The sequence below is a fragment of the Cellulomonas sp. ATA003 genome (genome assembly GCF_031582905.1).
Classification (GTDB): domain Bacteria; phylum Actinomycetota; class Actinomycetes; order Actinomycetales; family Cellulomonadaceae; genus Pengzhenrongella.
Genome location: NZ_CP133990.1, coordinates 2,477,752 through 2,502,675, shown reverse-complemented (window position 1 = coordinate 2,502,675; position 24,924 = coordinate 2,477,752). Strand labels below are relative to the sequence as shown.

General features: G+C 74.5%; 15 protein-coding genes and 5 pseudogenes. 15 read left to right on the top strand and 5 right to left on the bottom strand.

The genetic code is table 11. The annotated features are described in order from the left end of the window. Positions 1 to 99: 99 nt before the first annotated feature. The 7 genes and pseudogenes from REH70_RS12440 (at position 100) to holA (ending at position 9,595) form a co-directional block, all read left to right on the top strand. Entirely contained in the window at positions 100 to 1,191 is a 1,092-nt protein-coding gene (locus REH70_RS12440; RefSeq protein WP_310747587.1) for an acyl-CoA desaturase, read from the top strand. Between the two features lie 142 nt (positions 1,192 to 1,333). Beyond that, a pseudogene (leuS, locus tag REH70_RS12435) lies at positions 1,334 to 4,248 on the top strand (leucine--tRNA ligase). A 151-nt stretch (positions 4,249 to 4,399) separates the two neighbouring features. Next, positions 4,400 to 5,341: a DegV family protein gene (locus tag REH70_RS12430; protein WP_310747586.1), complete on the top strand. Its 942-nt coding sequence runs from the start codon at positions 4,400 to 4,402 to the stop codon at positions 5,339 to 5,341. A gap of 625 nt (positions 5,342 to 5,966) precedes the next feature. Continuing rightward, complete coding sequence (locus tag REH70_RS12425) at positions 5,967 to 6,872, top strand: helix-hairpin-helix domain-containing protein (protein WP_310747584.1); 906 nt, start codon at positions 5,967 to 5,969, stop codon at positions 6,870 to 6,872. Between the two features lie 16 nt (positions 6,873 to 6,888). After that, positions 6,889 to 7,668, top strand: a complete 780-nt coding sequence (locus REH70_RS12420) for a hypothetical protein (RefSeq protein ID WP_310747582.1) — start codon at positions 6,889 to 6,891, stop codon at positions 7,666 to 7,668. Beyond that, complete coding sequence (locus REH70_RS12415; RefSeq protein ID WP_310747580.1) at positions 7,650 to 8,420, top strand: ComEC/Rec2 family competence protein; 771 nt, start codon at positions 7,650 to 7,652, stop codon at positions 8,418 to 8,420. Before REH70_RS12420 ends, REH70_RS12415 begins: the two co-directional genes overlap by 19 nt. Positions 8,421 to 8,669: 249 nt before the next feature. After that, positions 8,670 to 9,595 (top strand): annotated as a pseudogene (holA, locus tag REH70_RS12410) (DNA polymerase III subunit delta). A gap of 46 nt (positions 9,596 to 9,641) precedes the next feature. Here holA and REH70_RS12405 read toward each other — a convergent pair. Then, positions 9,642 to 10,352 (bottom strand): EAL domain-containing protein, encoded by a 711-nt coding sequence (locus tag REH70_RS12405; RefSeq protein ID WP_310747578.1) that lies wholly within the window; start codon positions 10,350 to 10,352, stop codon positions 9,642 to 9,644. A gap of 248 nt (positions 10,353 to 10,600) precedes the next feature. Here REH70_RS12405 and REH70_RS12400 point away from each other — a divergent pair, with 248 nt between their 5' ends. Next, complete coding sequence (locus REH70_RS12400) at positions 10,601 to 10,738, top strand: hypothetical protein (protein WP_310747576.1); 138 nt, start codon at positions 10,601 to 10,603, stop codon at positions 10,736 to 10,738. A gap of 132 nt (positions 10,739 to 10,870) precedes the next feature. Continuing rightward, a complete protein-coding gene (locus tag REH70_RS12395) occupies positions 10,871 to 12,202 on the top strand; it encodes a helix-turn-helix transcriptional regulator (protein WP_310747574.1) in 1,332 nt (443 codons plus the stop codon). A gap of 176 nt (positions 12,203 to 12,378) precedes the next feature. On the opposite strand, the gene rpsT is transcribed toward REH70_RS12395, so the two are convergent. Then, entirely contained in the window at positions 12,379 to 12,639 is a 261-nt protein-coding gene (gene rpsT / locus REH70_RS12390; RefSeq protein ID WP_310747573.1) for a 30S ribosomal protein S20, read from the bottom strand. Positions 12,640 to 12,854: 215 nt separating this feature from the next. Beyond that, on the bottom strand, positions 12,855 to 15,023 hold the full coding sequence (locus REH70_RS12385; RefSeq protein ID WP_310747571.1) for an EAL domain-containing protein: 2,169 nt from the start codon (positions 15,021 to 15,023) through the stop codon (positions 12,855 to 12,857). Between the two features lie 186 nt (positions 15,024 to 15,209). Between REH70_RS12385 and lepA the strand changes: the two genes are divergently transcribed. Both lepA and hemW read left to right on the top strand, forming a co-directional pair. Further along, positions 15,210 to 17,081: a translation elongation factor 4 gene (gene lepA / locus REH70_RS12380; RefSeq protein WP_310747570.1), complete on the top strand. Its 1,872-nt coding sequence runs from the start codon at positions 15,210 to 15,212 to the stop codon at positions 17,079 to 17,081. A gap of 5 nt (positions 17,082 to 17,086) precedes the next feature. Continuing rightward, positions 17,087 to 18,325, top strand: a complete 1,239-nt coding sequence (hemW, locus tag REH70_RS12375; protein ID WP_310747569.1) for a radical SAM family heme chaperone HemW — start codon at positions 17,087 to 17,089, stop codon at positions 18,323 to 18,325. A gap of 95 nt (positions 18,326 to 18,420) precedes the next feature. On the opposite strand, the gene REH70_RS12370 is transcribed toward hemW, so the two are convergent. Both REH70_RS12370 and REH70_RS12365 read right to left on the bottom strand, forming a co-directional pair. Then, entirely contained in the window at positions 18,421 to 19,077 is a 657-nt protein-coding gene (locus REH70_RS12370; RefSeq protein ID WP_310747567.1) for a DUF4870 domain-containing protein, read from the bottom strand. Positions 19,078 to 19,266: 189 nt separating this feature from the next. Then, positions 19,267 to 20,129 (bottom strand): annotated as a pseudogene (locus REH70_RS12365) (DUF3097 domain-containing protein). A gap of 166 nt (positions 20,130 to 20,295) precedes the next feature. Here REH70_RS12365 and REH70_RS12360 point away from each other — a divergent pair. From REH70_RS12360 to REH70_RS12345, 4 genes and pseudogenes are all read left to right on the top strand, one after another. Beyond that, the gene (locus tag REH70_RS12360; RefSeq protein ID WP_310747565.1) at positions 20,296 to 21,666 is read left to right on the top strand and encodes an EAL domain-containing protein; all 1,371 of its coding nucleotides are present in this window, start codon (positions 20,296 to 20,298) and stop codon (positions 21,664 to 21,666) included. 177 nt (positions 21,667 to 21,843) lie between these two features. Then, positions 21,844 to 22,863, top strand: coding sequence for a heat-inducible transcriptional repressor HrcA (gene hrcA / locus REH70_RS12355; RefSeq protein WP_310747563.1), 1,020 nt, complete (start codon positions 21,844 to 21,846; stop codon positions 22,861 to 22,863). Positions 22,864 to 22,987: 124 nt separating this feature from the next. Next, positions 22,988 to 24,108: pseudogene (gene dnaJ / locus REH70_RS12350) on the top strand (molecular chaperone DnaJ). Beyond that, positions 24,105 to 24,919, top strand: a pseudogene (locus tag REH70_RS12345) (16S rRNA (uracil(1498)-N(3))-methyltransferase). The pseudogenes dnaJ and REH70_RS12345 overlap by 4 nt, the downstream one beginning before the upstream one ends. Positions 24,920 to 24,924: the final 5 nt, after the last annotated feature.

Genomic DNA, 24,924 nt, shown 5'->3' with positions numbered 1-24,924 from the left:
TCCCAGGCGCGAGGCCCAGGTTCACGGGTTACTGTGGCGACGATCACCACCGTATGCACCAGCCGTGCGGGGTACCCCGCGACTGATGAGGACGTCCGCATGACAGCAGAGGCCGTGACCGAGGGCGCCCGCGCCGCCCGACCCCGCGAGCGCCAGGTGAGCCAGTTCACCGCGCTCACCCAGACCGTCCACGAAGCGGGCCTCATGGTGCGCCGCCAGGGCTGGTACTGGACCCAGTTCGCGGTCCTCAACCTCGCCCTCATCGGGCTCGTCACGGCCTTCGTGCTCATCGGCGCCTCGTGGTGGCAGCTCGTCATCGCGGCCGCGCTCGCGGTCGTCCTCGGCCAGTTCATGTTCATCGGTCACGATGCCGCGCACCGCCAGATCTTCGCGTCCGGCAGGTGGAACGACTGGGCCAGCCTCGTCGTCGCCAACCTCTACGCGGGGATGAGCTACGGCTGGTGGCAGCACAAGCACAGCCGCCACCACGCCAAGCCCAACCAGGTCGGCCAGGACCCGGACATCGGCACCGGGGCCCTCGTGTTCCACACCGAGGAGCTCACCAAGCCCGCCACCGGGATCGTCGCGTGGTTCCGCGCGCACCAGGGCTGGCTGTTCTTCCCCATGCTGCTGCTCGAGGGCATCAACCTGCACGCCGCCGGCATCAAGACGATCTTCGGCCGCGGCGAGGTCAAGCGGCGCCCCGTCGAGATCGCCTTCGTGACCCTGCGCCTGGGCGCCTACCTCGCGCTCGTCTTCTGGGTGCTGCCCCTGGGTATGGCGTTCGCCTTCCTCGGCGTGCAGCTCGGGCTCTTCGGCCTGTACATGGGTGCGGTGTTCGCGCCGAACCACAAGGGCATGCCGATCGTGCCCAAGAGCTCCAAGATCGACTTCCTGCAGCGCCAGGTCCTCATGAGCCGCAACGTCACGGGCGGTCGCTTCGTGGAGTGGTTCACCGGCGGGCTCAACTACCAGGTCGAGCACCACCTGTTCCCGAGCATGGCGCGCCCCCACCTGCGCCGGGTCCAGCCGATCGTCAAGGAGTTCTGCGCGACCCACAACATCAAGTACACGGAGACCACGCTGCTGGAGTCCTACGGCATCGTCGTCCGGTACCTGAACAAGGTCGGCCTCGCGGCGCGCGACCCCTTCCAGTGCCCGCTCGCGATGGAGTTCCGCTCCGCTCGCTGAGCCCCGCACCACCCGCACCGCCGACGGCGGGCACGTCCGGCTCCACGCCGGGTGTGCCCGCCGTCGTCGTCGGCGGCGTGGTGTGAGCCCGGCGCGGACATGGTGGCGCGGCCCGCCGGTGACGCGCCGGTAACCTTGACGGGTGACCGCTCAGGATGCCCCCACGACCCCGATCGACGACGCCCCGCAGGGCGACGTCCGCTTCCGCTACACCGCCACGGTCGCCGGGGAGCTCGAGCAGCGCTGGCAGGACCGGTGGGACGAGCGCGGCACCTTCCACACGCCCAACCCCAGCGGCCCGCTGACCGACGGCGCGGGCCGGCACGCCGACCCGGACTCCTCGACCTTCTTCGTCATGGACATGTTCCCGTACCCGTCCGGCGCGGGCCTGCACGTGGGGCACCCGCTCGGCTACATCGCCACCGACGTCGTCGGGCGCTACCGCCGCATGCGCGGGGACAACGTGCTGCACGCGCTGGCCTACGACGCCTTCGGGCTGCCCGCCGAGCAGTTCGCGGTCCAGACCGGTCAGCACCCGCGGGTCACCACCGAGGCGAACATGGCCAACATGCGCCGCCAGCTGCGGCGCCTGGGCCTGGCGCACGACCCGCGCCGGACCTTCGCCACGACCGACGCCGACTACGTGCGCTGGACGCAGTGGATCTTCCTGCAGGTCTTCGGGTCCTGGTACGACCCCGACGCCGTCCGGCCGGACGGCGGCCGGGGCCGCGCCCGTCCGGTCGCCGAGCTGGAGGCGGCGTTCGCCGCCGGCACGCGCCCCACCCCCGACGGCCGGCCCTGGGCCGACCTGGACGACGTCGAGCGTCGCCGGGCCGTGGACGCCCACCGGCTCGCGTACGTGTCGGAGACCCCGGTCAACTGGTGCCCCGGGCTGGGCACCGTGCTGGCCAACGAGGAGGTCACCGTCGACGGCCGCTCCGAGCGCGGCAACTACCCCGTGTTCAAGCGCAGCCTGCGGCAGTGGAACATGCGCATCACCGCCTACGCCGACCGCCTGGCCGACGACCTGGACCTCATCGACTGGCCCGAGAAGGTCCGCGCGATGCAGCGCAACTGGATCGGGCGGTCCGAGGGCGCGCAGGTGCGCTTCGCCGTGGCCGGCGGCGCGGAGGTCGAGGTGTTCACGACGCGCCCGGACACGCTGTTCGGCGCGACGTTCATGGTCGTCTCGCCCGAGCACCCGCTCCTGGACGAGGTGCCCACCGCCTGGCCGGAGGGCACGCAGGACGCCTGGACCGGCGGGCACACGACGCCGTCGGACGCCGTGACCGCCTACCGCGCGGAGGCCGCCGCCAAGACCGCCGTCGAGCGGCAGGCCGACGCCGGCCGCAAGACCGGCGTCTTCACCGGGCACCTCGCCACGAACCCGGTCAACGGGGCGCTCCTGCCGGTGTTCACCGCGGACTACGTGCTCATGGGCTACGGCACCGGCGCGATCATGGCCGTGCCCGGCGGCGACGAGCGCGACTTCGCGTTCGCCCAGGCCTTCGGGCTGCCGGTGGTTCACACCGTCCAGCCGCCCGAGGGTGGGCAGGAGGTGCGTGGACCGGCGACGGTCGCATCGTGAACTCCGCCAACGACGAGGTGAGCCTGGACGGGCTGGACGTCGCCGCCGCCAAGCGCACGATCATCGAGTGGCTCGAGTCCCGCGGGATCGGCACCGGGACCGTCACCTACCGCCTGCGCGACTGGCTGTTCAGCCGCCAGCGGTACTGGGGCGAGCCGTTCCCGATCGTCTACGACGAGCACGACCTGCCGCACGCCGTCCCCGACGCGCTGCTGCCGGTCGACCTGCCCGAGGTCCCGGACTACTCCCCGCGCACGTTCGACCCGCAGGACGCGCAGTCGTCCCCGGAGCCGCCCCTGGGACGCAACCAGGACTGGGTGGACGTGACCCTGGACCTCGGCGACGGGCCGCGCACCTACCGCCGCGACACCAACACGATGCCCAACTGGGCGGGGTCGTGCTGGTACTACCTCAACTACCTGGACCCGACGCGGCGCGACGTCGTCGTCGACCCGGCGCTCGAGGCCTACTGGATGGGCCCGGGGCACAACGCGACCGCCGGGGCGTCCGGTGGGGTGGACCTGTACGTGGGCGGCGTCGAGCACGCCGTCCTGCACCTGCTGTACGCCCGGTTCTGGCACAAGGTGCTGCACGACCTCGGGTTCGTCTCGAGCGTCGAGCCGTTCCGGACGTTGTTCAACCAGGGCTACATCCAGGCCTACGCGTTCCGCGACGACCGCGGCCAGCCCGTGCCGGCCTCCGACGTCGTGGAGACCACGGCGCCGGACGGCACGACCACATACACCTACGAGGGCCGGGAGGTCGTGCGCGAGTACGGGAAGATGGGCAAGTCACTGAAGAACGTCGTCACGCCGGACGACATGTACGAGGCCTACGGTGCCGACACCTTCCGGGTCTACGAGATGTCGATGGGTCCCCTGGACCTGTCCCGCCCGTGGGACACCCGCGCCGTCGTCGGGTCCCAGCGCTTCCTGCAGCGGCTGTGGCGCAACGTCGTCGACGAGGCCACGGGCGAGCTCGTGGTGACCGACGACGCGCCGTCGGGGGAGACACTCCGGTTGGTCCACCGCACAGTCGCCGACGTCCGGACGGAGATGGAGGCGATGCGGATCAACACCGCGATCGCCAAGCTCATCGTGCTCAACAACCACCTCACGTCGCTGCCCGTGGCGCCGCGCGGGGCGGTCGAGCCGCTCGTCCTCATGCTCGCGCCGGTCGCTCCCCACATCGCCGAGGAGCTGTGGGCCCGTCTCGGTCACGGCGCCTCGCTCGCGCACGAGCCGTTCCCCGTCGCGGACCCGCAGCACCTCGTCGAGGACACCGTGACGTGCGTGCTGCAGGTGCAGGGCAAGGTCCGTGGCCGGGTCGAGGTGCCGCCGTCCGTCGACGACGACACCCTGCGCGAGCTGGCGCTGGCCGACGCCGGGGTGCAGCGCGCCCTGGCCGGGCGCGACGTCCGCACCGTCATCGTGCGGGCTCCCAAGCTCGTCAACGTCGTCCCGGCGTAGGGCGTGGACCGGGGTCGGGGGCCGGCGGGTCGTCCGGCGCCGGCTCCGGTTTCGGAGCCGGCTCCGGCTCCCGCTCCCGCTCCGGCTCCGGCTCCGGCTCCGAGGGGGTACGGACCCTGAGGTCGACGCCGGCCGCGTCGGCGGCCCGGTCGTGGTCGTCACGGACTCGACCGCGTCGCTGCCGCGCGGGGCGGCCGAGCACTGGGGGGTCGAGGTCGTACCGCTCGAGGTCGCGCTCGGGGACGTCCGGTACCGCGAGGGCGTGGACCTCGACCCGGGAAAGCTCGTGCGCGCGTTGGGCGCCGGTACCCGGGTCACGACGTCGCAGCCCTCGCCGCGGGCCTTCGCCGACGCGTACGCCCGCGCGGTGGGGCGAGGCGCCCGCGAGATCGTGTCGGTGCACCTGTCCGGTGAGCTGTCGGGCACGGTCCGGGCCGCGGAGCTCGCTGCGCGGGACGCCCCCGTGCCGGTGCAGGTCGTGGACTCGCGGTCGGTCGCGATGGGGCTCGGGTTCGCGGTGCTCGCGGCGGCCCGGGTCGCGCAGGGGCAGGCGCCCCCGACTGCGCCGGCCCCGGTGGTGCCAGACGTCCCGGTGCCGACCCCGCGAGCCCCGCTGGCCCCGCCGATCCCGCCGATCCCGTCGGCGGTGCCGGGAGCGGCGGTCGCCGACCGCGCCCGCGAGGTGGCCGCCACGTCGTCGACCCTGTTCCTCGTCGACTCCCTCGAGCACCTGCGCCGGGGCGGGCGGATCGGGTCCGCCGCCGCGGCCGTCGGCACGCTGCTCGGCATGCGCCCACTGCTGACCGTCCGCGGGGGACGGGTGGAGGTCGCGGGCACGGTCCGGACCCGGCGGGCGGCGCGCGAGCGGCTGCTCGCCGCGGCAGCGTCGGAGGCGGACGTGCACGAGGAGGCGCGAGGGGCGGTGCGAGTGGCGGTGCACCACCTGGGCGACCCCGAAGCGGCCGAGGCGCTGGCTGACGACGTCCGTGCGCGGCTGGGTGCGGGCGCCGACGTGGTCGTGGCGGAGGTCAGCGCCGTCGTCGGTGCCCACGCCGGGCCGGGCGTGCTGGGGGTCGTGGTCGCCCGGGCCTGAGCGGATCTGGGCCGCGGTCGCTCGGACACGGAGGGGCGCACGACCCACCCGCCGGTGCCGGCTGGCGCGCCGGTGCCGGCCCTTGCGCCGTGCCGTCCCCAGGCCCGCGGCGCGCGGGTCGGTCCCGAGCCCGGCCACCCCACCGGTGGGGCGGCGTCCGGCGCTCCTAGCGTGGCCGGATGACCCGGCACGACGACGCCTTGCGTGCGGCCGCACGTGACCGCCTGCACGCGGTGGGCGGGCTGCCGTCGCCCGGACCCAGCCGCGGAGCCGGCGGCGGGACGGGAGCGCCGGTCGACCCGCTGGCATGGCTCGTGGCGGTGCACCCGGGCGCGGGCGACGTGGAGCATCGGGGCGTCGGCGTCGGCGTCGGCGTCGGCGTCGGCGTCGGCGGCGGGGCCCGGGGCACCGTCGACGTGACGGTGGTGGTGGACCTGACGGAGCGGGTGGAGCTGACGGCCCTGACGAGCCTGATGGCCCTGACGGCCTTGATGGGCCCGACCGCCTGGACCGGCCTGACGGCCTTGAGGGCTCTGATGGCCCCGGCGGCCCAGCGGACCGCGCGCCCGGGGACCGTGACGGTGGACGTGAGCAAGAGACCGACGCGCACGACGTGGTCGCCCGGATGCGCGCCGAGGCGCTCGGGACCGCGGCGGCGGCGTACACGGACACCTACGGGCACCCGCTCGAACACGGCCGTCACCGGCCCGACCGGCCCGACCGGCCCGCGCTGCGCTGGGGTCTGACCGTCCGGCACGCCGCCGTGGCCGGGGTGGCGGTCGCGGTCCTCGCCACCGGCGTCGTCGTGCGCACGGCGGCGGTGGTCCCAGACCCGGCGACCCCGGTCGGCACGGTCGCGGTGACCTCGGTGCCTGGAACCGCGGAGCGCGGAACCGCGGGGCCCGGAACCGTGGGGCCCGGAACCGCGGGGCCCGGGACCGCGGGGCCCGGGACGACAGCGTCGGGCACGGCAGGCCCGGGAACCGCAGGGTCGGGGACGGCGGCTGATGGTGGCCCGGTCGGGGCACCGGGCGCTGCATCGGTACCGGACGGCGCTGCCAGGGTCGTCGTGCACGTCGTCGGGCAGGTGGCCGCTCCCGGCGTCGTCGACCTGCCCGCGGGGTCCCGGGTCGCCGACGCGCTGCACGCCGCCGGGGGCGCGACCGCGTCCGCCGACCTGTCCGCGGTCAACCTCGCCCGCGTCCTGCAGGACGGGGAGCAGGTGCTCGTCCCGGCACCGGGGCAGGTACCGCCCCCGCCGCCGGGTGCGGGCACGCCGGCCGGGACGACGGGCGCGGCCGCGACCGGCGGTGCAGCGACGGGTGTCGGTGACACCGCTGCTCCGATCGACATCAACCGCGCCGATCTCGCCGCTCTCGATGCCCTGCCCGGCATCGGTCCGGTGCTCGCCCAGCGGATCCTCGACTGGCGCGCGGGCAACGGCCCGTTCCGGGACGTGGGCGAGCTGGTGGAGGTCGCCGGCATCGGCGAGGCGCTGCTCGAGCGCCTCCGACCGCTCGTCCGGGTGTGACGGTGCCGGGGGACCCGTGCGCACACCGGTGACCGATGTGCGCCTCGTCCCTGCCGCCCTCGCGTGCTGGGGCACGTGCGGGCTGGCCGTCCGCCTGCCGACCGTGCCCGTCGGGGTCGTGGGCGCCACGCTCGTGATCGTCGCCGTCGTGCTGGCCGTGGGCCGGGCGGTCCGCAGCGACGGCAGCCCGCGCTCCTCGCGGCCCGGGTCCGTCGGCGTTGCAGGCTCGGCCGGCCACGTCGTGCTGGTCCTCGCCGTGTGCGGATCGGCCCTGGGGTCGGTGGCGATGCACCGGACGGCCCGGGAGACCGGGCTCCTCGCCGAGCTCGTCGCCGAGCGTGCCCAGGTCCGCGTGGTCGGGACCGTCCGGTCCGCGCCGGTGCCGCTGCGGTCGACCGCCGCGTGGGGCGGGGACGAGGACCGCTACCGCGTCGACCTGGCGGTCGAGCAGGTCTCGGGCCGCGGCCGCACCGGGCCCGCCGCCGCCCCTGTGCTCGTGCTCGCCGGTGCGCCGTGGAGCGGTGTCGCCTACGGGACGAGGGTGCAGGCGCTCGGCACCCTCGAGCCGACCGCGGGAGGGGACGACGCCGTCGCGCTCCTCGTGGTGCGCGGCCCGCCGACCACCGTCACGGAGCCCGGACGCGTGCACGCCGGGGTGGCAACCGTGCGACGGGCGCTCCTCGACGTCTCCGACGGCCTCCTGCGGACCCGCGCGGACTCGTCCCCGGCGCGGCGATCGGCGACACGTCCCGGATCCCCGACGACCTCGACCAGGCGATGCGGGTCGCCGGCCTGACCCATGTGACAGCGGTGTCCGGCGCGCACTTCGCGATCATCGGGGCGGTCGTGCTCGGGCTGACCGCGCTCGCGGGTCTGCCCCGGGCGTTGCGTGCCGCCGTGGTGGCGGTCGCGATGCTCGGCTTCGTGCTGCTCGTGCACCCCCAGCCCAGCGTGCTGCGGGCCGCGGTGATGGGCGGGGTCGGCGTGTGCGCGCTCGTGCTCGGCCGGCCCGCGCGTGCGGTCCCCGGCCTGGCCACCTGCGTGGTCGTGCTGCTCGTGGTCGACCCGTGGCTCGCGACGAGCATCGGGTTCGCGCTCTCGGTCGTCGCCACCGCCGGCATCGTGCTCGGCAGCGGCCCCCTGGCCATGGCGATGTCACCACCGTTGCCCGAGCGCGCCGCCCGCCTGGTCGCCGTGCCGCTCGCCGCGCAGTGGGCGTGCGGCCCCGTGGTGGTCGTGCTGTCCACCGGGTTGCCGACGTACGCCGTCCCCGCCAACCTCGCCGCTGCCCCGGCGCTCGTGCCGGCGACCGTGCTCGGTGTGCTGGCAGCGCTGCTGGCCCCGTGGTGGGCGGACGCCGGGGTGGCGTGCGCGTGGGGTGCGGGGCTCGCGGCCTGGTGGGTGGCAGGCGTCGCTCGACTGTTCGCCGGACTGCCGGCCGCGCAGCTCCCGTGGCCCGCCGGTCCCGCCGGGCCGGTGCTGCTCGCACTTGCGACGTCCGCGGTCGTCGCGGCCGTGCTCGGCGCGCGTCACCGCTCACCGCGGTGACGCCCCGTGGATCCGTCGTGACCTGTCGGACGCCGTCGTGACCCGTCGGACGCCGTGGGTGCCGCGAGCGTTGTCCTGGTGTCGTGGCACGCTGTGCGGGTGCCACCTGCCACCCGCCGCGCCGCCACCCCGTCCTCCGGTGCGAGCCGGTCCTCCCGCTCGTCCGGTGCGGGTCGGGCGACCGGAGCGCGGGGGACGGGCGGACCGGCCCTCGAGTGGCACGAGGCCGCACCGGCGCCCCTCGTCCTCGTGACCGGCGCCGAGCGGCTCCTCGCCGAACGTGCCGTCAGCGCGGTGATCGCCGCGGTGCGGGCGCAGGACGCAGCGGCCGAGGTCACGCGACTTGAGGGCGCCGGCTACACCGGCGGCACCCTGGGCGTCGTGACGAGCCCGTCGCTGTTCGGGGAGGCGCGCGTCGTCGTCGTGGAGGGTGTCGAGCAGGCCACGGAGGAGCTCGTCCGGGATGCTCTGGCCTACCTGTCGGCTCCCGAGCAGGATGTCGTCCTCGTGCTGCAGCACGGCGGGGGGCAGCGGGGCAAGAAGCTGCTCGACGCGATCCGGGCCTCGGGGGCCCCCGTGGTCGCGTGCGAGCCGATCAAGAAGGACGCGGACAAGGTCGCGTTCGCCTCGGCGGAGCTGCGACGTGCGGGTCGGCGCGCCGACGCCGGGGAGTCCGTGCGCTGGTCGAGGCCGTCGGGGCGGACCTGCGCGAGCTCGCCGCCGCCTGCGCCCAGCTCGCCGCCGACACGACCGGGCCGATCGGTGCCGAGGTGGTCGCGCGCTACTACGGCGGTCGCATCGAGGCGACCGGCTTCCGGGTCGCGGACGCCGCGATCGCCGGTGAGACGGGTCAGGCGGTCGCGCTGCTGCGCCACGCGCTCGCCACCGGCGCCGACCCGGTGCCCCTGGTCGCCGCCATCGCGGCGAAGCTCCGCGTGCTCGCCAAGGTCGCGGCCACGCGCGGGCGCGGGGCGGGCGCCGTCCGCGACCTGGGGCTGGCGCCCTGGCAGGTCGACCGGGCACGCAAGGACCTCGTCCACTGGACCCCCGAAGGGCTCGCCGCCGCGATCACCGCGGTCGCGCAGGCCGACGCCGAGGTGAAAGGCGCGGGCCGCGACCCCGTGTTCGCCGTCGAGAGAGCCGTCCTGCGAGTGGCGACCGCCGCACGCGGCTGACCGGCTCGTACCGATCGACTCCGGACCAGTCGGGGTCGGCGACGGGTCAGCCGTGCGAGGTCGTGACCAGCGTGGGCACCAGTCGCGGTGCGTCACGCTCCAGGGCGCGGCCCTGCATGAACCCGAAGCCGGCGGCACGGCACTCGCGCAGGCTGCCGACGGTGTCGACGAACTCCGCGACCAGCTCCGCTCCGCGGGACGCCGCGAGGTCGAGCAGCGGCCGTCCCTCGACGTCGAGGTCGCGAGCGTCGATCGTGACGAAGTCGGCGAACGGCAGGAGCCGTCGCTGGTCCGCGCGGCCGGTGAACGTACCCAGCGCCACGCGGCAGCCCAACGACTTCAGACGAAGCAGGCCGTCGCGCACGACGGCGTCGCACTCGGCCGAGCAGTCCGCCTCGACCACGACCTGCCCGGGGCAGCCGGGGACCGGGAGGTCACCGGCGAGGAACGTCCGCGTGACCCGGACGAACACCGGCTCACCGCCGAACTCGGCCGTGAGGTCGCGGAACGTCGACCGCAGCAGGTCAGCACGCCGGCGGTCGTCCCCGGCCGGCCGGGCGTCGGCGCCGCGCACGGACTGCGTCGGGACCTCGGCGGGACCGACGAGATGCCCGTAGCGACGCCCGCAGGCGCGGTACACGCCCCGGCTCACGAGGCGTGCCGGACGGCGTCGTCCGGCACGGTCCCACTCGGCGCGGACCGGGTCGGAGACGGCGGAGTCCACGGCGGCTGCGATGGCGGCGAGGTCGGCAGTCATGATGGTTGTGACAGTACCCGACTCGCCTGCTGACCGCGAAGGGGCGGCGGGTGGGAAACGGGGTCGGCGTCACCCGCCGACGGAGCCGTCCGGGTGAACTTCGCCGCCCTCGTTCGCTCGTCCGAGCGAACGCGCACGCTCGACGCGAGCTCAACCCGCCCGGAGCGCTCGCCGCAGCCCCCGAAACCGACGATCGATATGTCATCATCTCTGTGACGCATAGTTATCGATTTCTTTCGGGAGAACACATGAAGCGCATCGCACAGTCCGCCGTCGCCATCGCTCTGAGCGCCGGACTGATGCTGACGGGCTTCGGGTCGGGAGGTCTCGGCACCGGAGCCACGACGAACGGCGGGGCGTCCGGCTGCTGCCGCGCCCTGGCCTGACGCCCACCGATGTTCACCGTGTGCGCGGGTCGCGCGACAGGGGGCGCGCGACCCGCGCACACGGGTGAACCAACCGAAGCCGTCGGTCCGAACGGTACCGATCGGACCACGTCACACCTAAGGTGACAGACCATGACCGCAGTAAGTGACCGCGTCCGTGAGCTCCGGCTGGCTGCCGGGCTCTCCCAGACGGCCCTCGCGGGCGAGTCCTTCTCGCCCAGCTACATCTCGCTGATCGAAGCAGGCCGTCGGGTGCCCACCGACGCGGCCCTGGAGGTGCTCGCGGCCCGGCTGGACACCACCGCGGACTACCTGCGGCACGGCGACACGGCGCCGAGCGAGGCCAAGGCGCGACTCGAGGTGGACTACGCGAAGCTCGCCCTGATCGACGGCGATCCGGTGCAGGCGCGGGACCGGCTGCTGGCGCTCGACCTCGACGTCATCGCCCCGTCCCACCACACCGAGATCCTGCTCACGCTGGCGCGTGCGCACGAGGCGCTCGGCGACCTGGAGGCCTCGGTCGCGGTCCTCGAGCCGCTCCTGGCGCGACTGCGCAAGCGTGAGCAGCACCTGGACGTCGCGGCGGTGGCGAACGAGCTCGTCGCGTCCTACCTCGACGCCGGTGACCTGCACCGGAGCATCGACATCGGCGAGCTGGTGGCCGGGGAGCTCGAGGCGGCGGGCCTGATCGGGACCGACGAGCACCTGCGCCTGGCGTCGACAGTGCTGTGGGCGTACGTCGAGCGTGGCGACATGCTGTACGCCACCCACCGCGTCGCCGAGCTCGTGGAGCAGGCGGATGCGCACGGGACGCCCCGTGGCCGGGGCAGTGTGTACTGGAACGCGGCACTGGTCGCCGAGGAGCGACGCGACTTCGCCCTCGCGCACACCTACACCACGCGCGCGCTGGCGCTGCTGGGGGAGAGCTCCGGTGGACGCGACATCCCGCGTCTGCGCCTGAACTACGCCTGGCTGCTGCTCCGCTCGGAGCCGCCGCAGCCGGCCGAGGCGCTGCGCCAGCTCGACGCGGCGGGTGAGCAGCTCTCCGCCGTGGGGTCCGAGGTGGACTTCGCCCGGGTCGAGGTGGAGCGCTCGCGCGCGCACCTGATGCTCGGCGACGTCGAGGAGTCGGAGCGCTGGGCGCGGGCGGCTGTCGCCCGGCTGGAGGGCTCGGCGCGGCTGGAGGCCGCGGTCGCGCACCTCGCCCTCGGTGACGCCCTGTACGCGGCTCACCGCGAGCAGGACGCGGCGGCTGCCTACGGCTGGGCGGCCGACATGCTCGGGATGATGTCGGCGAGCCGGCAGTCGGCGGCTGCCTGGCGGGAGCTCGGCGACCGCTTCCTCAGCCGCGGCGACACCGCGCGTGCCGCCGCCGCGTTCGACCGGGCGCTCTCCGAGGCCGGGTTCCGCCACGGCGTCCCGGCCACCGTGCTCGACGTCCTCGGCGCATCCGGCTCCGACTGAGGACACCCCGGCGAGCAGAGGCCGCAGGCGCCGACGGCGCCCGCGGCCTCTTTGCGCGTCCGGGGTACGCGACGATGCGCCCGTGCCGAAGGGACAGACGACCGAGGACGCCACCCGTCCGGGTGGCGCCCTCGATGTCGCGCAGGTGCCGGCGATGGACGCCGGTCAGGTGGTGCTCAGAGCGAGTTGACCGCCTTGGCCAGGGCCGACTTCTTGTTCGCCGCCTGGTTCTGGTGGATGACGCCCTTCGAGACCGCCTTGTCGAGCTTCCGCGAGGCGCTCACGAGCGCGACGGACGCCGTGGCCTTGTCGCCACCGGCGACGGCCTCGCGGACCCGGCGCACGTGCGTGCGGAGCTCCGACTTGACGGCCTTGTTGCGCAGGCGCGCCTTCTCGTTGGTGCCGATGCGCTTGATCTGGGACTTGATGTTCGCCACGTGTGGACTCTCTTGTGTGTGTTCGCCGGAGCGGTCTGACAGGTCGTAGAGGGCTTCACCAGATCCGGGACTGGGGCGTGGGGCACCCGCGGAGAGGAGCTGGAAGGGTGCCGCCGACCTGTTGGGGGCATGGCGGGCACGCAAAGACCGATGCTACCAGCCGGTTCACCGCCGATCCAGGTGGCACAGGCCACGCGCGGGTCCGGCGGCGGGCGTCACACCCGCGTCACGGCCGCGTCCGGCGGCACGTCGCCCGCCGACCGCGGAGCCGACGGCCCGGCCATCACGGCAGCGACGCCGTCCTCGGGCACCGGGTGGCCGAAGAGCCACCCCTGCCCGTGCGTCCACCCGTGCGCCAGGGCACGGTCGCGCTGCTCGGTCGTCTCCACACCCTCCACGACGCCGTACCGGCGCAGCGACTCGGCGAGTGCCGCGATCGCGGTGCTGATGCGGTCCGCCGCGCCGTCGTCACCCAGCCGGGCGGTGAAGGAGCGGTCCAGCTTGAGGCCGTCGACCGGCGCGGAGAGGACGGACGACAGCGCCGAGTACCCCGTGCCGAAGTCGTCCAGCACCAGCGTCACGCCCATCGACGCGAGCCGTTCGAGGTCCAGGCGCGCCGACCCGGCGGCCTGCAGGACGCCGCTCTCGGTGATCTCCAGCCCGAGGCGGTGCGGCTCGATGCGGTGCGTCGTCAGCGCGTCGCGCACCACGCGCGAGAGGTCCGCCCGCCCGATCTGACGCGGCGAGACGTTGACGAACACCTGACCGGTGAAGTCGGGGTGCCGGGCGAGGAACCCGCACGCCTCGCCCAGCACCCACGCCCCGAGCGACGGCATGAGGTGCGCCTGCTCGCACACGTCGATGAACTCCTCGGGCAGCAGCAGCCCGCGCCGGGGATGCTGCCAGCGCACGAGCGCCTCGAGTGCCACCACCGCGCCGGTCCGCAGATCGACGATCGGCTGGTAGTGCAGCTCGAGCTCCCCGCGGCCGATCGACGCCCGCAGGTCCTGCTCGACCTCGAGCCGGTGCAGCGCCTGGGTGCGGTAGGCCTCGTCGTACACCTCCCAGCGCGAGCGGCCGCGTTCCTTGGCGACGTAGAGGGCGGTGTCGGCGTCGCCGAGCACCTGGTCCGCGGTGCGCGAGCCGTCGCTGACGGTCAGGCCGGCGCTCACGCTCGGGACCACCTCGTGGTCGCCGATGGTCACCGGCTGCTGCACCGTGTCCAGGACGCGCTGCAGGGCGTGCCCCGCCGCGTCGACGGAGGAGACCCCCTCCATGACGAGCACGAACTCGTCGCCACCGAGGCGCGCCACGGTGTCCGACGGGCGCACGGCTGACTGCATCCGCGCGGCGACCGCGGTCAGGAGGCGGTCACCGGCGTCGTGGCCGAGGGAGTCGTTGATGCGCTTGAAGTGGTCGAGGTCCATGAAGACCACCGCGACGAGCGTGGCGGCGCGGGCGTGCACGCCCAGCGCGTGCGTCAGCCGGTCGAGCAGCAGGCTGCGGTTGGCGAGCCCGGTGAGGTGGTCGTAGAGGGCCCGCCGCTCGAGCAGGTCGTGCGCGCGGCGCACCTCCGAGACGTCCTCCATCTGCCCGACGTAGTGCTGCGGCTCGCCGTCCCGGCCGCGCACGAGCGAGACCGTCAGCCGGGTCCAGACGGTCTCGCCCGTGCCCTGCAGGAAGCGTGCCTGCACCTGGTAGGACTCCACCTCGCCGGCGTCCAGCGCGCGCCGCTGCTCGCGGTCGCGGTCGCGGTCCTCCGGCAGGACGAGCGCATCGGTCGTGGTCGCGAGCAGCTCCTCCTCCGTCCGGCCCAGGATGGTGGTCAGCGCGGTGTTGACCTGCTGGAACCGGCCGTTCAGCGCCATGATCGACATGCCGATCGGGGCGTCCTGGAACGTGCGCCGGAACCGCTCCTCGCTGCTCTGCAGCGCCTGCCGCTGCAGCATCTGCGCGGTGATGTCGACGAAGGTCGTCAGGACGGGCTGCGGCGCACCCCGCCGGACCGGCTCCTCGAGGGTGAAGGGACTGGCGCTCACGTGCAGCCACACGAGGCGCCCGGCCGGGCGCCGCACCCCGAGTACGGCGGCGCTGGTGCGACCGGTGCGGGCGGCGCGGTGGGTGGGGTGGTCGCGCTCGGGCAACGGGTCGCCGCTCACGTCGACCGGGTCACCGCCGACGACGGCGACCGGGCGTCCGACGAGGTCCTCCGGCGGCAGGCCGAGGATCCGGCTCGCCGCGGCGTTGGCGTCGACGACCCGCCCCGCGGCGTCGCTGAGCAGGACGCCCTCCTGCAACGCGTCGAGCGCGTCCGCGGTGAGACGGACGACCTGCGTGCCCGACGGCATGTGCGTGCCCGACGACAACTGAGTGCCCGACGACATGACCACGACCTCTTCCCCGACGAGCGGGTGAAAAGTCCCGCAGTCCCCCTATCGGCTCAGCACGCGAGGGTATGAGGCCCCGCCCGCGCCGACTGGTCGGGCCGACTCGGGGTGACGTGGGACGATGGGGACCCTGTCCTTGCGCGCACCCCGCCGCACCCCGACCACCGTGGAGTCGACGCCAGCGTGTCCCCGATCCCCAGCGCAGCGCTCACCCAGCGCATCCAGCCGGCGGCGACCCCGCCGGAGCTCCTGCGCAACTTCTGCATCATCGCGCACATCGACCACGGCAAGTCGACGCTCGCCGACCGGATGCTGCAGCTCACCGGGGTCGTGGACGCCCGGCAGATGCGTGCGCAGTACCTGGACCGCATGGACATCGAGCGCGAGCGCGGCATCACGATCAAGTCGCAGGCCGTGCGCATGCCGTGGGAGCTCGACGGGACGCCGTACGCGCTCAACATGATCGACACCCCCGGGCACGTCGACTTCACCTACGAGGTGTCCCGGTCGCTCGCCGCGTGCGAGGGCGCCGTCCTCCTGGTCGACGCCGCCCAGGGCATCGAGGCGCAGACCCTCGCCAACCTGTACCTGGCGATGGAGAACGACCTCACGATCATCCCGGTGCTCAACAAGATCGACCTGCCTGCCGCGCAGCCCGAGAAGTACGCCGAGGAGCTCGCCAAGCTCATCGGCGGCGAGCCGGAGGACTGCCTGCGGGTCTCGGGGAAGACCGGCGCGGGCGTCGTCGAGCTGCTCGACAAGATCGTCGCGACCATCCCCGGCCCCACGGGCGACCCCGACGCCCCGGCTCGCGCGATGATCTTCGACTCGGTCTACGACACCTACCGCGGCGTCGTGACGTACGTGCGGGTCAAGGACGGCAACCTCTCGCCCCGCGAGAAGATCGTCATGATGTCGACCCGTGCGACGCACGAGCTGCTCGAGATCGGCGTCATCTCCCCGGAGCCCATCGTCACCCAGGGGCTCGGCGTCGGCGAGGTCGGGTACCTCATCACCGGCGTGAAGGACGTGCGCCAGTCCAAGGTCGGCGACACCGTCACGAACGCGTCGAAGCCGGCGGCGGAGTCGCTCGGCGGCTACCACGACCCGCGGCCGATGGTCTTCTCAGGGCTGTACCCGATCGACGGCTCGGACTACCCCGTGCTGCGCGACGCGTTGGACAGGCTCAAGCTCAACGACGCCGCTCTCAACTACGAGCCCGAGACGTCGGTCGCGCTGGGCTTCGGCTTCCGGGTGGGCTTCCTCGGGCTGCTGCACCTGGAGATCGTCCGGGAGCGGCTCGAGCGCGAGTTCGACCTCGACCTCATCTCGACCGCGCCGAACGTCGTGTACGAGGTCACCCTCGAGGACAAGAGCGTCGTCACCGTCACCAACCCCAGCGAGTTCCCCGGCGGCAAGATCGGCGAGGTCCGCGAGCCGATCGTGCGGGCCACGATCCTGTGCCCGTCGGAGTTCATCGGCGCCGTCATGGAGCTGTGCCAGACCCGCCGCGGCGACCTGCTCGGCATGGACTACCTGTCCGAGGAGCGCGTCGAGATGCGCTACACGCTCCCGCTCGCCGAGATCGTCTTCGACTTCTTCGACCAGCTGAAGTCCAAGACCCGCGGCTACGCGTCGCTGGACTACGAGCCCGTCGGCGACCAGGCGGCCGACCTGGTCAAGGTCGACATCCTGCTGCAGGGCGAGCAGGTCGACGCGTTCTCCTCGATCGTGCACAAGGAGAAGGCCTACGCCTACGGCGTGATGATGGCCGGCAAGCTCAAGGACCTCATCCCGCGCCAGCAGTTCGAGGTGCCCATCCAGGCCGCCGTCGGCGCGCGGGTCATCGCCCGCGAGACCATCCGCGCCATCCGCAAGGACGTCCTGGCCAAGTGCTACGGCGGTGACATCACCCGCAAGCGCAAGCTGCTGGAGAAGCAGAAGGAGGGCAAGAAGCGCATGAAGACCATCGGCCGGGTCGACGTCCCGCAGGAGGCCTTCATCGCCGCGCTGTCCTCGGACAACGGTGCGGCGAAGGACGCGAAGAAGAAGTAGCCCGCATGCCCGCTCTCCCCGTCGGCGACGTCTCGCCCGACGACGGCGCCCTGCCGTCGTCCGTGGTCGACGGCGCCGACGCGCGCGCCTTCGGCGTCTACCTGCACGTGCCGTTCTGCACGGTCCGCTGCGGCTACTGCGACTTCAACACCTACACCGCCGCCGAGCTCGGCGGCGGCGCGAGCCAGGTCGCGTACGCCGACACCGCGCTGCGCGAGATCGCGCTGGCCGGGCGGGTCATGGACCGCGCGGGCCTTCCCGGGCGCCCCGTCTCGACGGTGTTCGTCGGCGGTGGCACCCCGACCGTGCTGCCCGCGGACGACCTCGCCCGCCTGCTCGACGCCGTCCGGGGCACCTGGGGCCTCGCGCCCGGCGCCGAGGTGACGACGGAGGCGAACCCGGACTCCGTCACGCCGGCGTCGCTGGAGCGGCTCGCCGCGGCCGGCTTCACCCGGGTGTCCTTCGGGATGCAGTCCGCCGTCCCGCACGTGCTCGCGACCCTCGAGCGCACGCACGACCCGCGGCGCATCCCGGACGTCGTCCGGTGGGCCACGGACGCCGGGCTCGCCGTCTCCCTCGACCTCATCTACGGCACGCCGGGGGAGTCGCTCGACGACTGGCGCACCAGCGTGGCGACGGCGCTCGCGACCGACGTCGACCACGTCTCGGCGTACGCGCTCGTCGTCGAGCCCGGCACCAAGATGGCCGGCCAGGTGCGTCGCGGCCAGGTCGCGCTGCCGTCCGAGGAGGACCAGGCGGTCAAGTACGAGGTGGCCGACGCGATGCTCGCCGAGGCCGGTCTGCACTGGTACGAGGTCAGCAACTGGGCCCGCACCCCGGCGGACGCCTGCCGGCACAACCTCGCGTACTGGCGCGGCGACGACTGGTGGGGCGTGGGCCCCGGCGCGCACTCGCACGTGGGCGGCGTGCGGTGGTGGAACGTCAAGCACCCGCGGGCCTACGCCGGCCGTCTCGAGGCGGGCCTGTCGCCCGCCGCCGGCCGCGAGGAGCTCGAGCCCGGCTCCGCCCAGCTCGAGCGCGTGATGCTCGGCGTCCGGCTCGCCGAGGGGCTGCCGCTGGGCACCCTGTCGGCGCGCGCCCGGCGCGACGTCGCCGGGCTCGTCGCGGACGGTCTGGTGGACGGGCGGGCGGCGCTGGGTGCCGGCGCCGCCGAGCCGCGCGTGCTCCTCACCCGCCGCGGCCGGCTGCTCGCCGACGCCGTGGTGCGCACGCTCACCGACTGACGCTGCCGCCGGACCCCGACGGGTCGGCGTCCGGCGTACGCGAGCCCCGCCGCCCACGAGGGCGGCGGGGCTCGGGTCCGCGGAGCGGACCGGGGTCAGCTGATGAGTCGCAGCGTGAGCGGGTACCGGTACGGCTCGCCCTTCGCTGCCGCGACCGCCGCGATGATCGCCATCACGAAACCGAAGAGGTAGACGAGGGGGACGATGATCAAGCCGATGCCGATGATGAAGGTGACGAACCCGATCGCATACCCGATGAACAGGGTGATCTGGAAGTTCAGGGCCTCCTTGGACTGGTCCTCGAGGTAGGCGCCCCGACTCCGGAACACGAGCCACACGATCAGCGGCACGAGGAACGACACGAACATGCCGCCGAGGTGGGAGGCGACCGCCAGCGCGCGCTGGTCCGACGGCGACAGCGGTGCGGCCTGCCCGTACGCGGACGGCGGGTAGCCCCCGGGCGTGCCGCCCTGCCCGTAGCCGCCCTGCCCGTAGCCGCCCTGCCCATAGCCGCCCTGCCCGGGACCGCCCGGCCCGTAGCCCGGCGGCGGTGGGTACCCGGCGTCACCGGGCGGCGTCGAGCTCGAGGGCGGCGCCTGGTCCGAGGGCGGCGTCGACCCGGACGGCGGCGGCGTCGACCGCGGGGGCGGGCCGTCCGCGGGCTGCGCCGAACCGGCCTGGGCCGAACCGGGGGGCGGTGGCGGGTAGCCGCCCGAGGCCGGGTCCTGCGGGTGTTCGGGGGTCGTGCTCACACCGATCAGCTCCTCGTGGATGCGCTGTGCGTCGCCTCGACCCTAGCGAGGCGCGCCCGGGGCGCGGCAGGTGCGACGTCCCCCATCGAACCCCGATCCGCCCCTGAGCCGACCCTGAGCCGGCTCGTGCGGCTTGGTCGGCCGAGGTCCGCTCGGTCAGCCCCGGTCGGCGGGGTGCGCGCCGGCCGGTCAGGCGGTGACGAAGTCGATGAGCTCCTCGACCCGGCCCAGCAGGGACGGCTCCAGGTCGGCGTAGCTGCGCACCGACCCGAGGATCCGCTGCCACGCACGCGCGACGTCGGCCTGCTCGGCGGCGGGCCAGCCGAGCTCGCGCAGGATGCCGAGCTTCCACTCCGTCCCGCGCTCGATCACCGGCCACGCCGTCAGGCCCACGCGCTCGGGCCGCACCGCCTGCCAGACGTCGACGTACGGGTGCCCGAGCACCGTCACCGTCCCGGCCGGAGCGGCGCGCACCGCCTCGGCGGCGATCCGGCTCTCCTTCGACCCGGGCACGAGGTGGTCGACCAGCACGCCGAGCCGTCGCCCGGGCTCGGGGGCGAAGTCGCGGATCGCGCCCGCGAGGTCGTCCACGCCGTGCAGCGGCTCGACGACGACGCCCTCGATCCGCAGGTCGTCGCCCCACACCTTCTCGACCAGCTCCGCGTCGTGCTTCCCCTCGACCCAGATGCGGCTGCCGCGGGCGACCCGGGCGCGGGCGCCGTGCACGGCGCGCGACCCGGACGCCGTCCGGGTGGGGCGGGCCGGCGCCGTCGTGCGCGGTGCCGGGGAGTCAGGACGACCGGGGCGCCGTCGACCCAGAACCCCGGGCCGAGCGGGAAGCTGCGGGTCGCGCCCCGGCGGTCCTCGAGGACGACGACGTGCATGCCGCCGGTCTTCTCGACGCGGACGACGGCGCCCACCCACCCCGAGGTGACCTCCTCGACGACCAGCCCGGGCTCGGCGGGCACGGGCGCCGAGGTGGGGCGACGGGGGCGGTGCGCGCCGGTCGATCCGGAGGCGAGGACGTCGGTTCCGTAGCGGTCGTGGCTCACCGGGCGAGCCTAGGCAGCCGGTGCGCGGACCCGGCCGAGGGACACGCGCACACCGGGGCCGTCCCCTCGGCGCAGGTCGCACCGGCCCGGCGCTCATCACCGGGGCGCGGTGACCGATACGCAGGGACAGGCTCGACCGTCGGGCCGGATACGGGAGCGACCTTCGATGACGCACGACGCCGGGGTGCGCACGGCCGTGACCGCCGACCCGGTGTGGGAGCCGGCGCTGCGCGGGGTCCTCGCCGGGAACGGTCTGCGGCTCGTCGCCCAGCCCATCATCGACGTCGCCCAGGCCCGCGTCGGCGGCTACGAGATGCTCGCGCGGTTCGACGGACCGCCGGTCCGCTCCCCGGACGTGTGGTTCGAGGCCGCTCGGGCGCGCGACCTCGACGGCCCGCTGACCGTCGAGGTGCTGCACGTCCTGCACCGGCTGCGGCCCGGCCTGCCCCCGGGGAGCTTCTGCACCGTCAACATCGAGCCGCACCTGCTCGCCCGCCCGGACGTGCGTGACGCGCTGCTGGGCAACGGGCGCCTCGACGGCGTCGTCGTCGAGCTCACCGAGCACGTGTCCGGCGGCGACACCGTGGTGCTCTCGGGGGCGCTGGACGCCGTCCGGGAGGTCGGCGGCCTCATCGCCATGGACGACGCGGGGCAGGGCCACTCCGGCCTGGCCCGCATGATCGAGGTGCGCCCGGACCTCATCAAGCTCGACCGCGCGCTGGTGACCGGCATCGACCGCGACCCCATGAAGAAGGCGGTCGTGCAGCTCGTCGGCGACCTCGCCGGCCAGCTCGACGCCTGGGTCCTCGCCGAGGGGATCGAGACCCACGGCGAGCTCGCGGAGGTGATCCGGATGGGGGTGCCGCTCGTGCAGGGCTGGGCGGTGGGTCGTCCCGCCGACGGGTGGCCGGGCCTCGCCGACGACGCCCGGCAGTTCATCGCCGACGCGCAGGCGCGGGTCGAGTTCGGTGACAACGTGCTCGCCCTGCTGCGACCCGCCACCGTGCGGCCGCTGGACGGGCGCGCCGACGACGCCGGGTCGGCGTGCGTGCTGGCCGACGCGCAGGGGCGGGCCGTGTCCGTCGTCGTGGTCGACCCGGCGGGACGTGCGCACCACGTGCCGGCGATGCTCGTCGCGCCGTCGTCGTCCCCGGCCGACGTCCTGCGCCGTGCCATGACGCGCCCGCTGCGCTGGCACTCCGCACCCTGGTGTGCACCGACGTGCGCGGCGGCGTCCTTGGCGTGCTCGAGGTGCGCGACCTCGTCGAGCACCTGCTCGGTCGCGTGTCGTAGCCGCCATCGACCCGACCCCACGACTCCCGCGGACGCCCGTCCGGCGGCAGACCCACGACAGGAGAACCCCATGAAGAAGTTCCGCTGCGGCGACCTCGTGCCCGGCTGCGCGATGACGTTCCACGGCAGCACCGAGGAGATCCTCGCCGCCGTCGCCACGCACGCACGGCAGGACCACGGCATCGGCGACGTCAGCCCCGAGCTCGCCGCGCAGGTGCGCGGCGCGATGACCTCCGCCGGCTGACCCGTCCCAGCCTCCATCGGCGCCCCGCGACCTCCACCGCGGGGCGCCGACCGGCGCCGACGGGCGCCGGCGCGTCGGCACCCGTCGGGCGCCCCCGGCCCGACGACGTAGAATTGGCACTCACGACCAGCGAGTGCTACCCCGGTCCCCGGGCGGGCCGGATCGGCGGGAGGTGTGATGAGCGAGGACCGCAGGCTGGAGGTGCTGCGGGCGATCGTCGAGGACTACGTCCAGACGCGCGAGCCCGTGGGTTCCCGCATGCTCGTCGAGCGCCACGCGCTCGGGGTGTCCCCGGCCACCATCCGCAACGACATGGCCGCCCTCGAGGAGGGCGGGTACATCGCGCAGCCGCACACGTCCGCGGGGCGGGTGCCGACCGACAAGGGCTACCGCCTCTTCGTCGACCGCCTGTCCACGGTGAAGCCGCTGTCCGGTCCGGAGAAGCGGGCCATCCAGGCGTTCATCGACGAGGCCGTCGACCTCGACGACGTCGTCGACCGATCCGTGCGCGTGCTCGCCCAGCTCACGCAGCAGGTCGCCGTCGTGCAGTACCCGTCGCTGCGTCGCTCCGCGATGCGCCACCTCGAGCTCGTGCCGGTGGGGGAACGACGCCTGCTCGTCGTGATCATCACGGACACCGGTCGCGTCGAGCAACGCACGCTCGAGCTCGCGACCGCGCCGTCCGAGGCCGTCGTCGGCGAGCTGCGCGCCCGGCTCAACGCGCTCGCCGTCGGGCACCGGCTCGCCGAGCTCATCACGCTGCTCGCCCACCTGCCCGAGGTGTTCGAGCCCGACGCCCGCCCGCTGGTGACCGCGGTCACCGAGATCGTCGAGGAGACGCTCGCCCAGGAGAGCGAGGAGCGCATCGTGCTGGCCGGCACCGCGAACCTCGCGCGGGGCCCCAACGACTTCACGCGTAGCCTGGGTCCGGTTCTCGAGGCCCTCGAGGAGCAGGTGGTCCTGCTGCGGCTGCTCACCGAGATGGCCGAGGACTCGGCGAGCGTCGCGGTGCGGATCGGCCACGAGACGCAGCACGAGGGCCTCGCCGAGACGAGCTTCGTGACCACGGGGTACGGCGGGGACGGTGACGCGGTGGCCAGGATCGGGTCGATCGGCCCGACCCGCATGGACTACCCCGCGACCATGGCCTCCGTGCGTGCGGTGGCCCGCTACCTGTCCCGGGTCCTGGCCGGGTGACCGGCCCAGCCCGGCCACCACGCCGCGGTCGTCCCGCACCTCGCACCAGCACCCGCACCTGCACCTGCACCTGCACAGCGCCCGGCACGCGTCCGGGCCACCGTCCCCGCCCAGAGAGTGACCAGTGAGCGACTACTACGAGATCCTCGGCGTGACCCGCGACGCCAGCGCCGACCAGATCAAGAAGGCCTACCGCAAGCTCGCCCGCGAGCTGCACCCCGACGTCGCCACCGGTGAGGGCGCCGAGGACAGGTTCAAGGACGTCTCGCGCGCCTACGAGGTGCTGTCCAACCCCGAGAAGCGGCAGGCGTACGACCGCGGGGCCGACCCGTCGTCGCCCGGTGGCGGCATGGGCGGAGGGTTCGGGTTCCAGGACATCTTCGAGACGTTCTTCGGCGCCGGCCAGGGCGCCGGGCAGCGCGGACCCGTGCCGCGCGCCCGCCGCGGGCAGGACGCCCTGGTGCGCCTGGACCTCGACCTCTCCGAGGCCACCTTCGGCGCCCGTCGCGAGCTGCAGGTCGACACCGCGGTCGTGTGCGGGACCTGCTCGGGCTCGTGCTGCCGCCCCGGCACCTCGCCGCGCACCTGTGACGTGTGCGGCGGACGCGGGGTCGTCCAGCGGGTGGCCCGTTCGTTCCTCGGCCAGGTCATGACCTCCTCGCCGTGCCCCGCGTGCCACGGCTTCGGCACGGTCATCCCCGACCCGTGCCCCGAGTGCTCGGGCGAGGGACGCGTCCGCTCGCGGCGCACCCTCACGGTCGACGTGCCGGCCGGGGTGGACACCGGGACCCGCATCAAGATGACCGCGCAGGGCGAGGTCGGCCCGGCCGGTGGACCCGCGGGGGACATCTACGTCGAGATCCGGGAGCGCGAGCACGAGCGGTTCGTGCGGCAGGGGGACGACCTGCACTGCAGCGTCGAGATCCCCATGACCGCCGCCGCGCTCGGCACCACGATCGCCCTCGAGACGCTCGACGGCGTGCGCGACGTCGAGCTCAAGCCCGGCACGCAGCCGGCGCAGGTCATCACGCTGCGCAACCTCGGCGTGGGGCACCTGCACGCCGGCGGTCGTGGGGACCTGCACGTGCACGTCGACGTCCAGGTGCCCACGACGCTCGACGACGAGCAGCAGACGCTGCTCCGGCGCCTGGCCGAGCTGCGGGGCGAGTCGATGCCGGCGGCGAGCACCTCCCCGGCCCACCCGGGGTGTTCTCCAAGCTGCGCGAGAAGCTCGCCGGCCGGTGAGCGCACCGGTCTTCCTCGTGGAGGCCGGTGACCTCGACGGCGCCGGCCCCGGCGGCACCTACCTGCTCGGCGGATCCGAGGGGCGGCACGCCGGCGTCGTGCAGCGCCGTGCGCCCGGCGAGCGCGTCGACGTGGTCGACGGCGCCGGGGTGCGGCTGCGCGCGACGGTCGGGTCGGTCACGGCCGACGGCGTGCTGCTGGACGTCGTCGAGCGGGTCGCGGAGCCGGTCCCGGACGTGCGCCTGGTGCTCGTCCAGGCGCTCGCCAAGGGTGACCGGGACGAGCTCGCCATCGAGGCCGCGACCGAGGTCGGGGTCGACGCCGTCCTGCCGTGGCAGGCCGAGCGGTCCGTCGTGGTGTGGCGCGGCGACCGCGCCGCGAAGAGCCGAGCCCGCTGGGTCGGGACCGTGCGCGCCGCGACCAAGCAGTCCCGCCGCGCCCGTGTGCCGGACGTCGGCACCGCGATGGACTCCCGCGCGCTCGCGGACCGGGTCCGGGTCGCGGTCGCCGGCGGGGAGCGGCCCTCGTGCTGCACGAGGAGGCGCGCACGCCGCTCGCCGCGGTCGACCTGCCGTCGGCCGCGTCCGAGCCGTCGGCGTCGCCGGAGCCGGCCGGCCCGACGGTGTCGCGCGAGCCGTGCGACGTCCTGGTCGTCGTGGGGCCCGAAGGCGGCATCAGCGCGCGCGAGCTCGAGCTGCTGGAGGCCGCCGGCGCCGTGCCGGTACGGCTGGGGCCGCACGTGCTGCGGACGTCGACCGCCGGCCCCGTCGCGCTGGCCCTGCTCGCGCAGCGGCTCGGCCGCTGGGGCTGAGCGGG

Coding starts and splice junctions, on each gene's coding strand:
- REH70_RS12440 (WP_310747587.1), top strand. CDS start 100: ATGACAGCAGAGGCCGTGACCGAGGGCGCCCGCGCCGCCCGACCCCGC.
- REH70_RS12425 (WP_310747584.1), top strand. CDS start 5,967: ATGCGCGCCGAGGCGCTCGGGACCGCGGCGGCGGCGTACACGGACACC.
- REH70_RS12415 (WP_310747580.1), top strand. CDS start 7,650: ATGCGGGTCGCCGGCCTGACCCATGTGACAGCGGTGTCCGGCGCGCAC.
- REH70_RS12405 (WP_310747578.1), bottom strand. CDS start 10,352: ATGACTGCCGACCTCGCCGCCATCGCAGCCGCCGTGGACTCCGCCGTC.
- REH70_RS12400 (WP_310747576.1), top strand. CDS start 10,601: ATGAAGCGCATCGCACAGTCCGCCGTCGCCATCGCTCTGAGCGCCGGA.
- REH70_RS12395 (WP_310747574.1), top strand. CDS start 10,871: ATGACCGCAGTAAGTGACCGCGTCCGTGAGCTCCGGCTGGCTGCCGGG.
- REH70_RS12385 (WP_310747571.1), bottom strand. CDS start 15,023: ATGTCGTCGGGCACTCAGTTGTCGTCGGGCACGCACATGCCGTCGGGC.
- hemW (WP_310747569.1), top strand. CDS start 17,087: ATGCCCGCTCTCCCCGTCGGCGACGTCTCGCCCGACGACGGCGCCCTG.
- REH70_RS12360 (WP_310747565.1), top strand. CDS start 20,296: ATGACGCACGACGCCGGGGTGCGCACGGCCGTGACCGCCGACCCGGTG.
- hrcA (WP_310747563.1), top strand. CDS start 21,844: ATGAGCGAGGACCGCAGGCTGGAGGTGCTGCGGGCGATCGTCGAGGAC.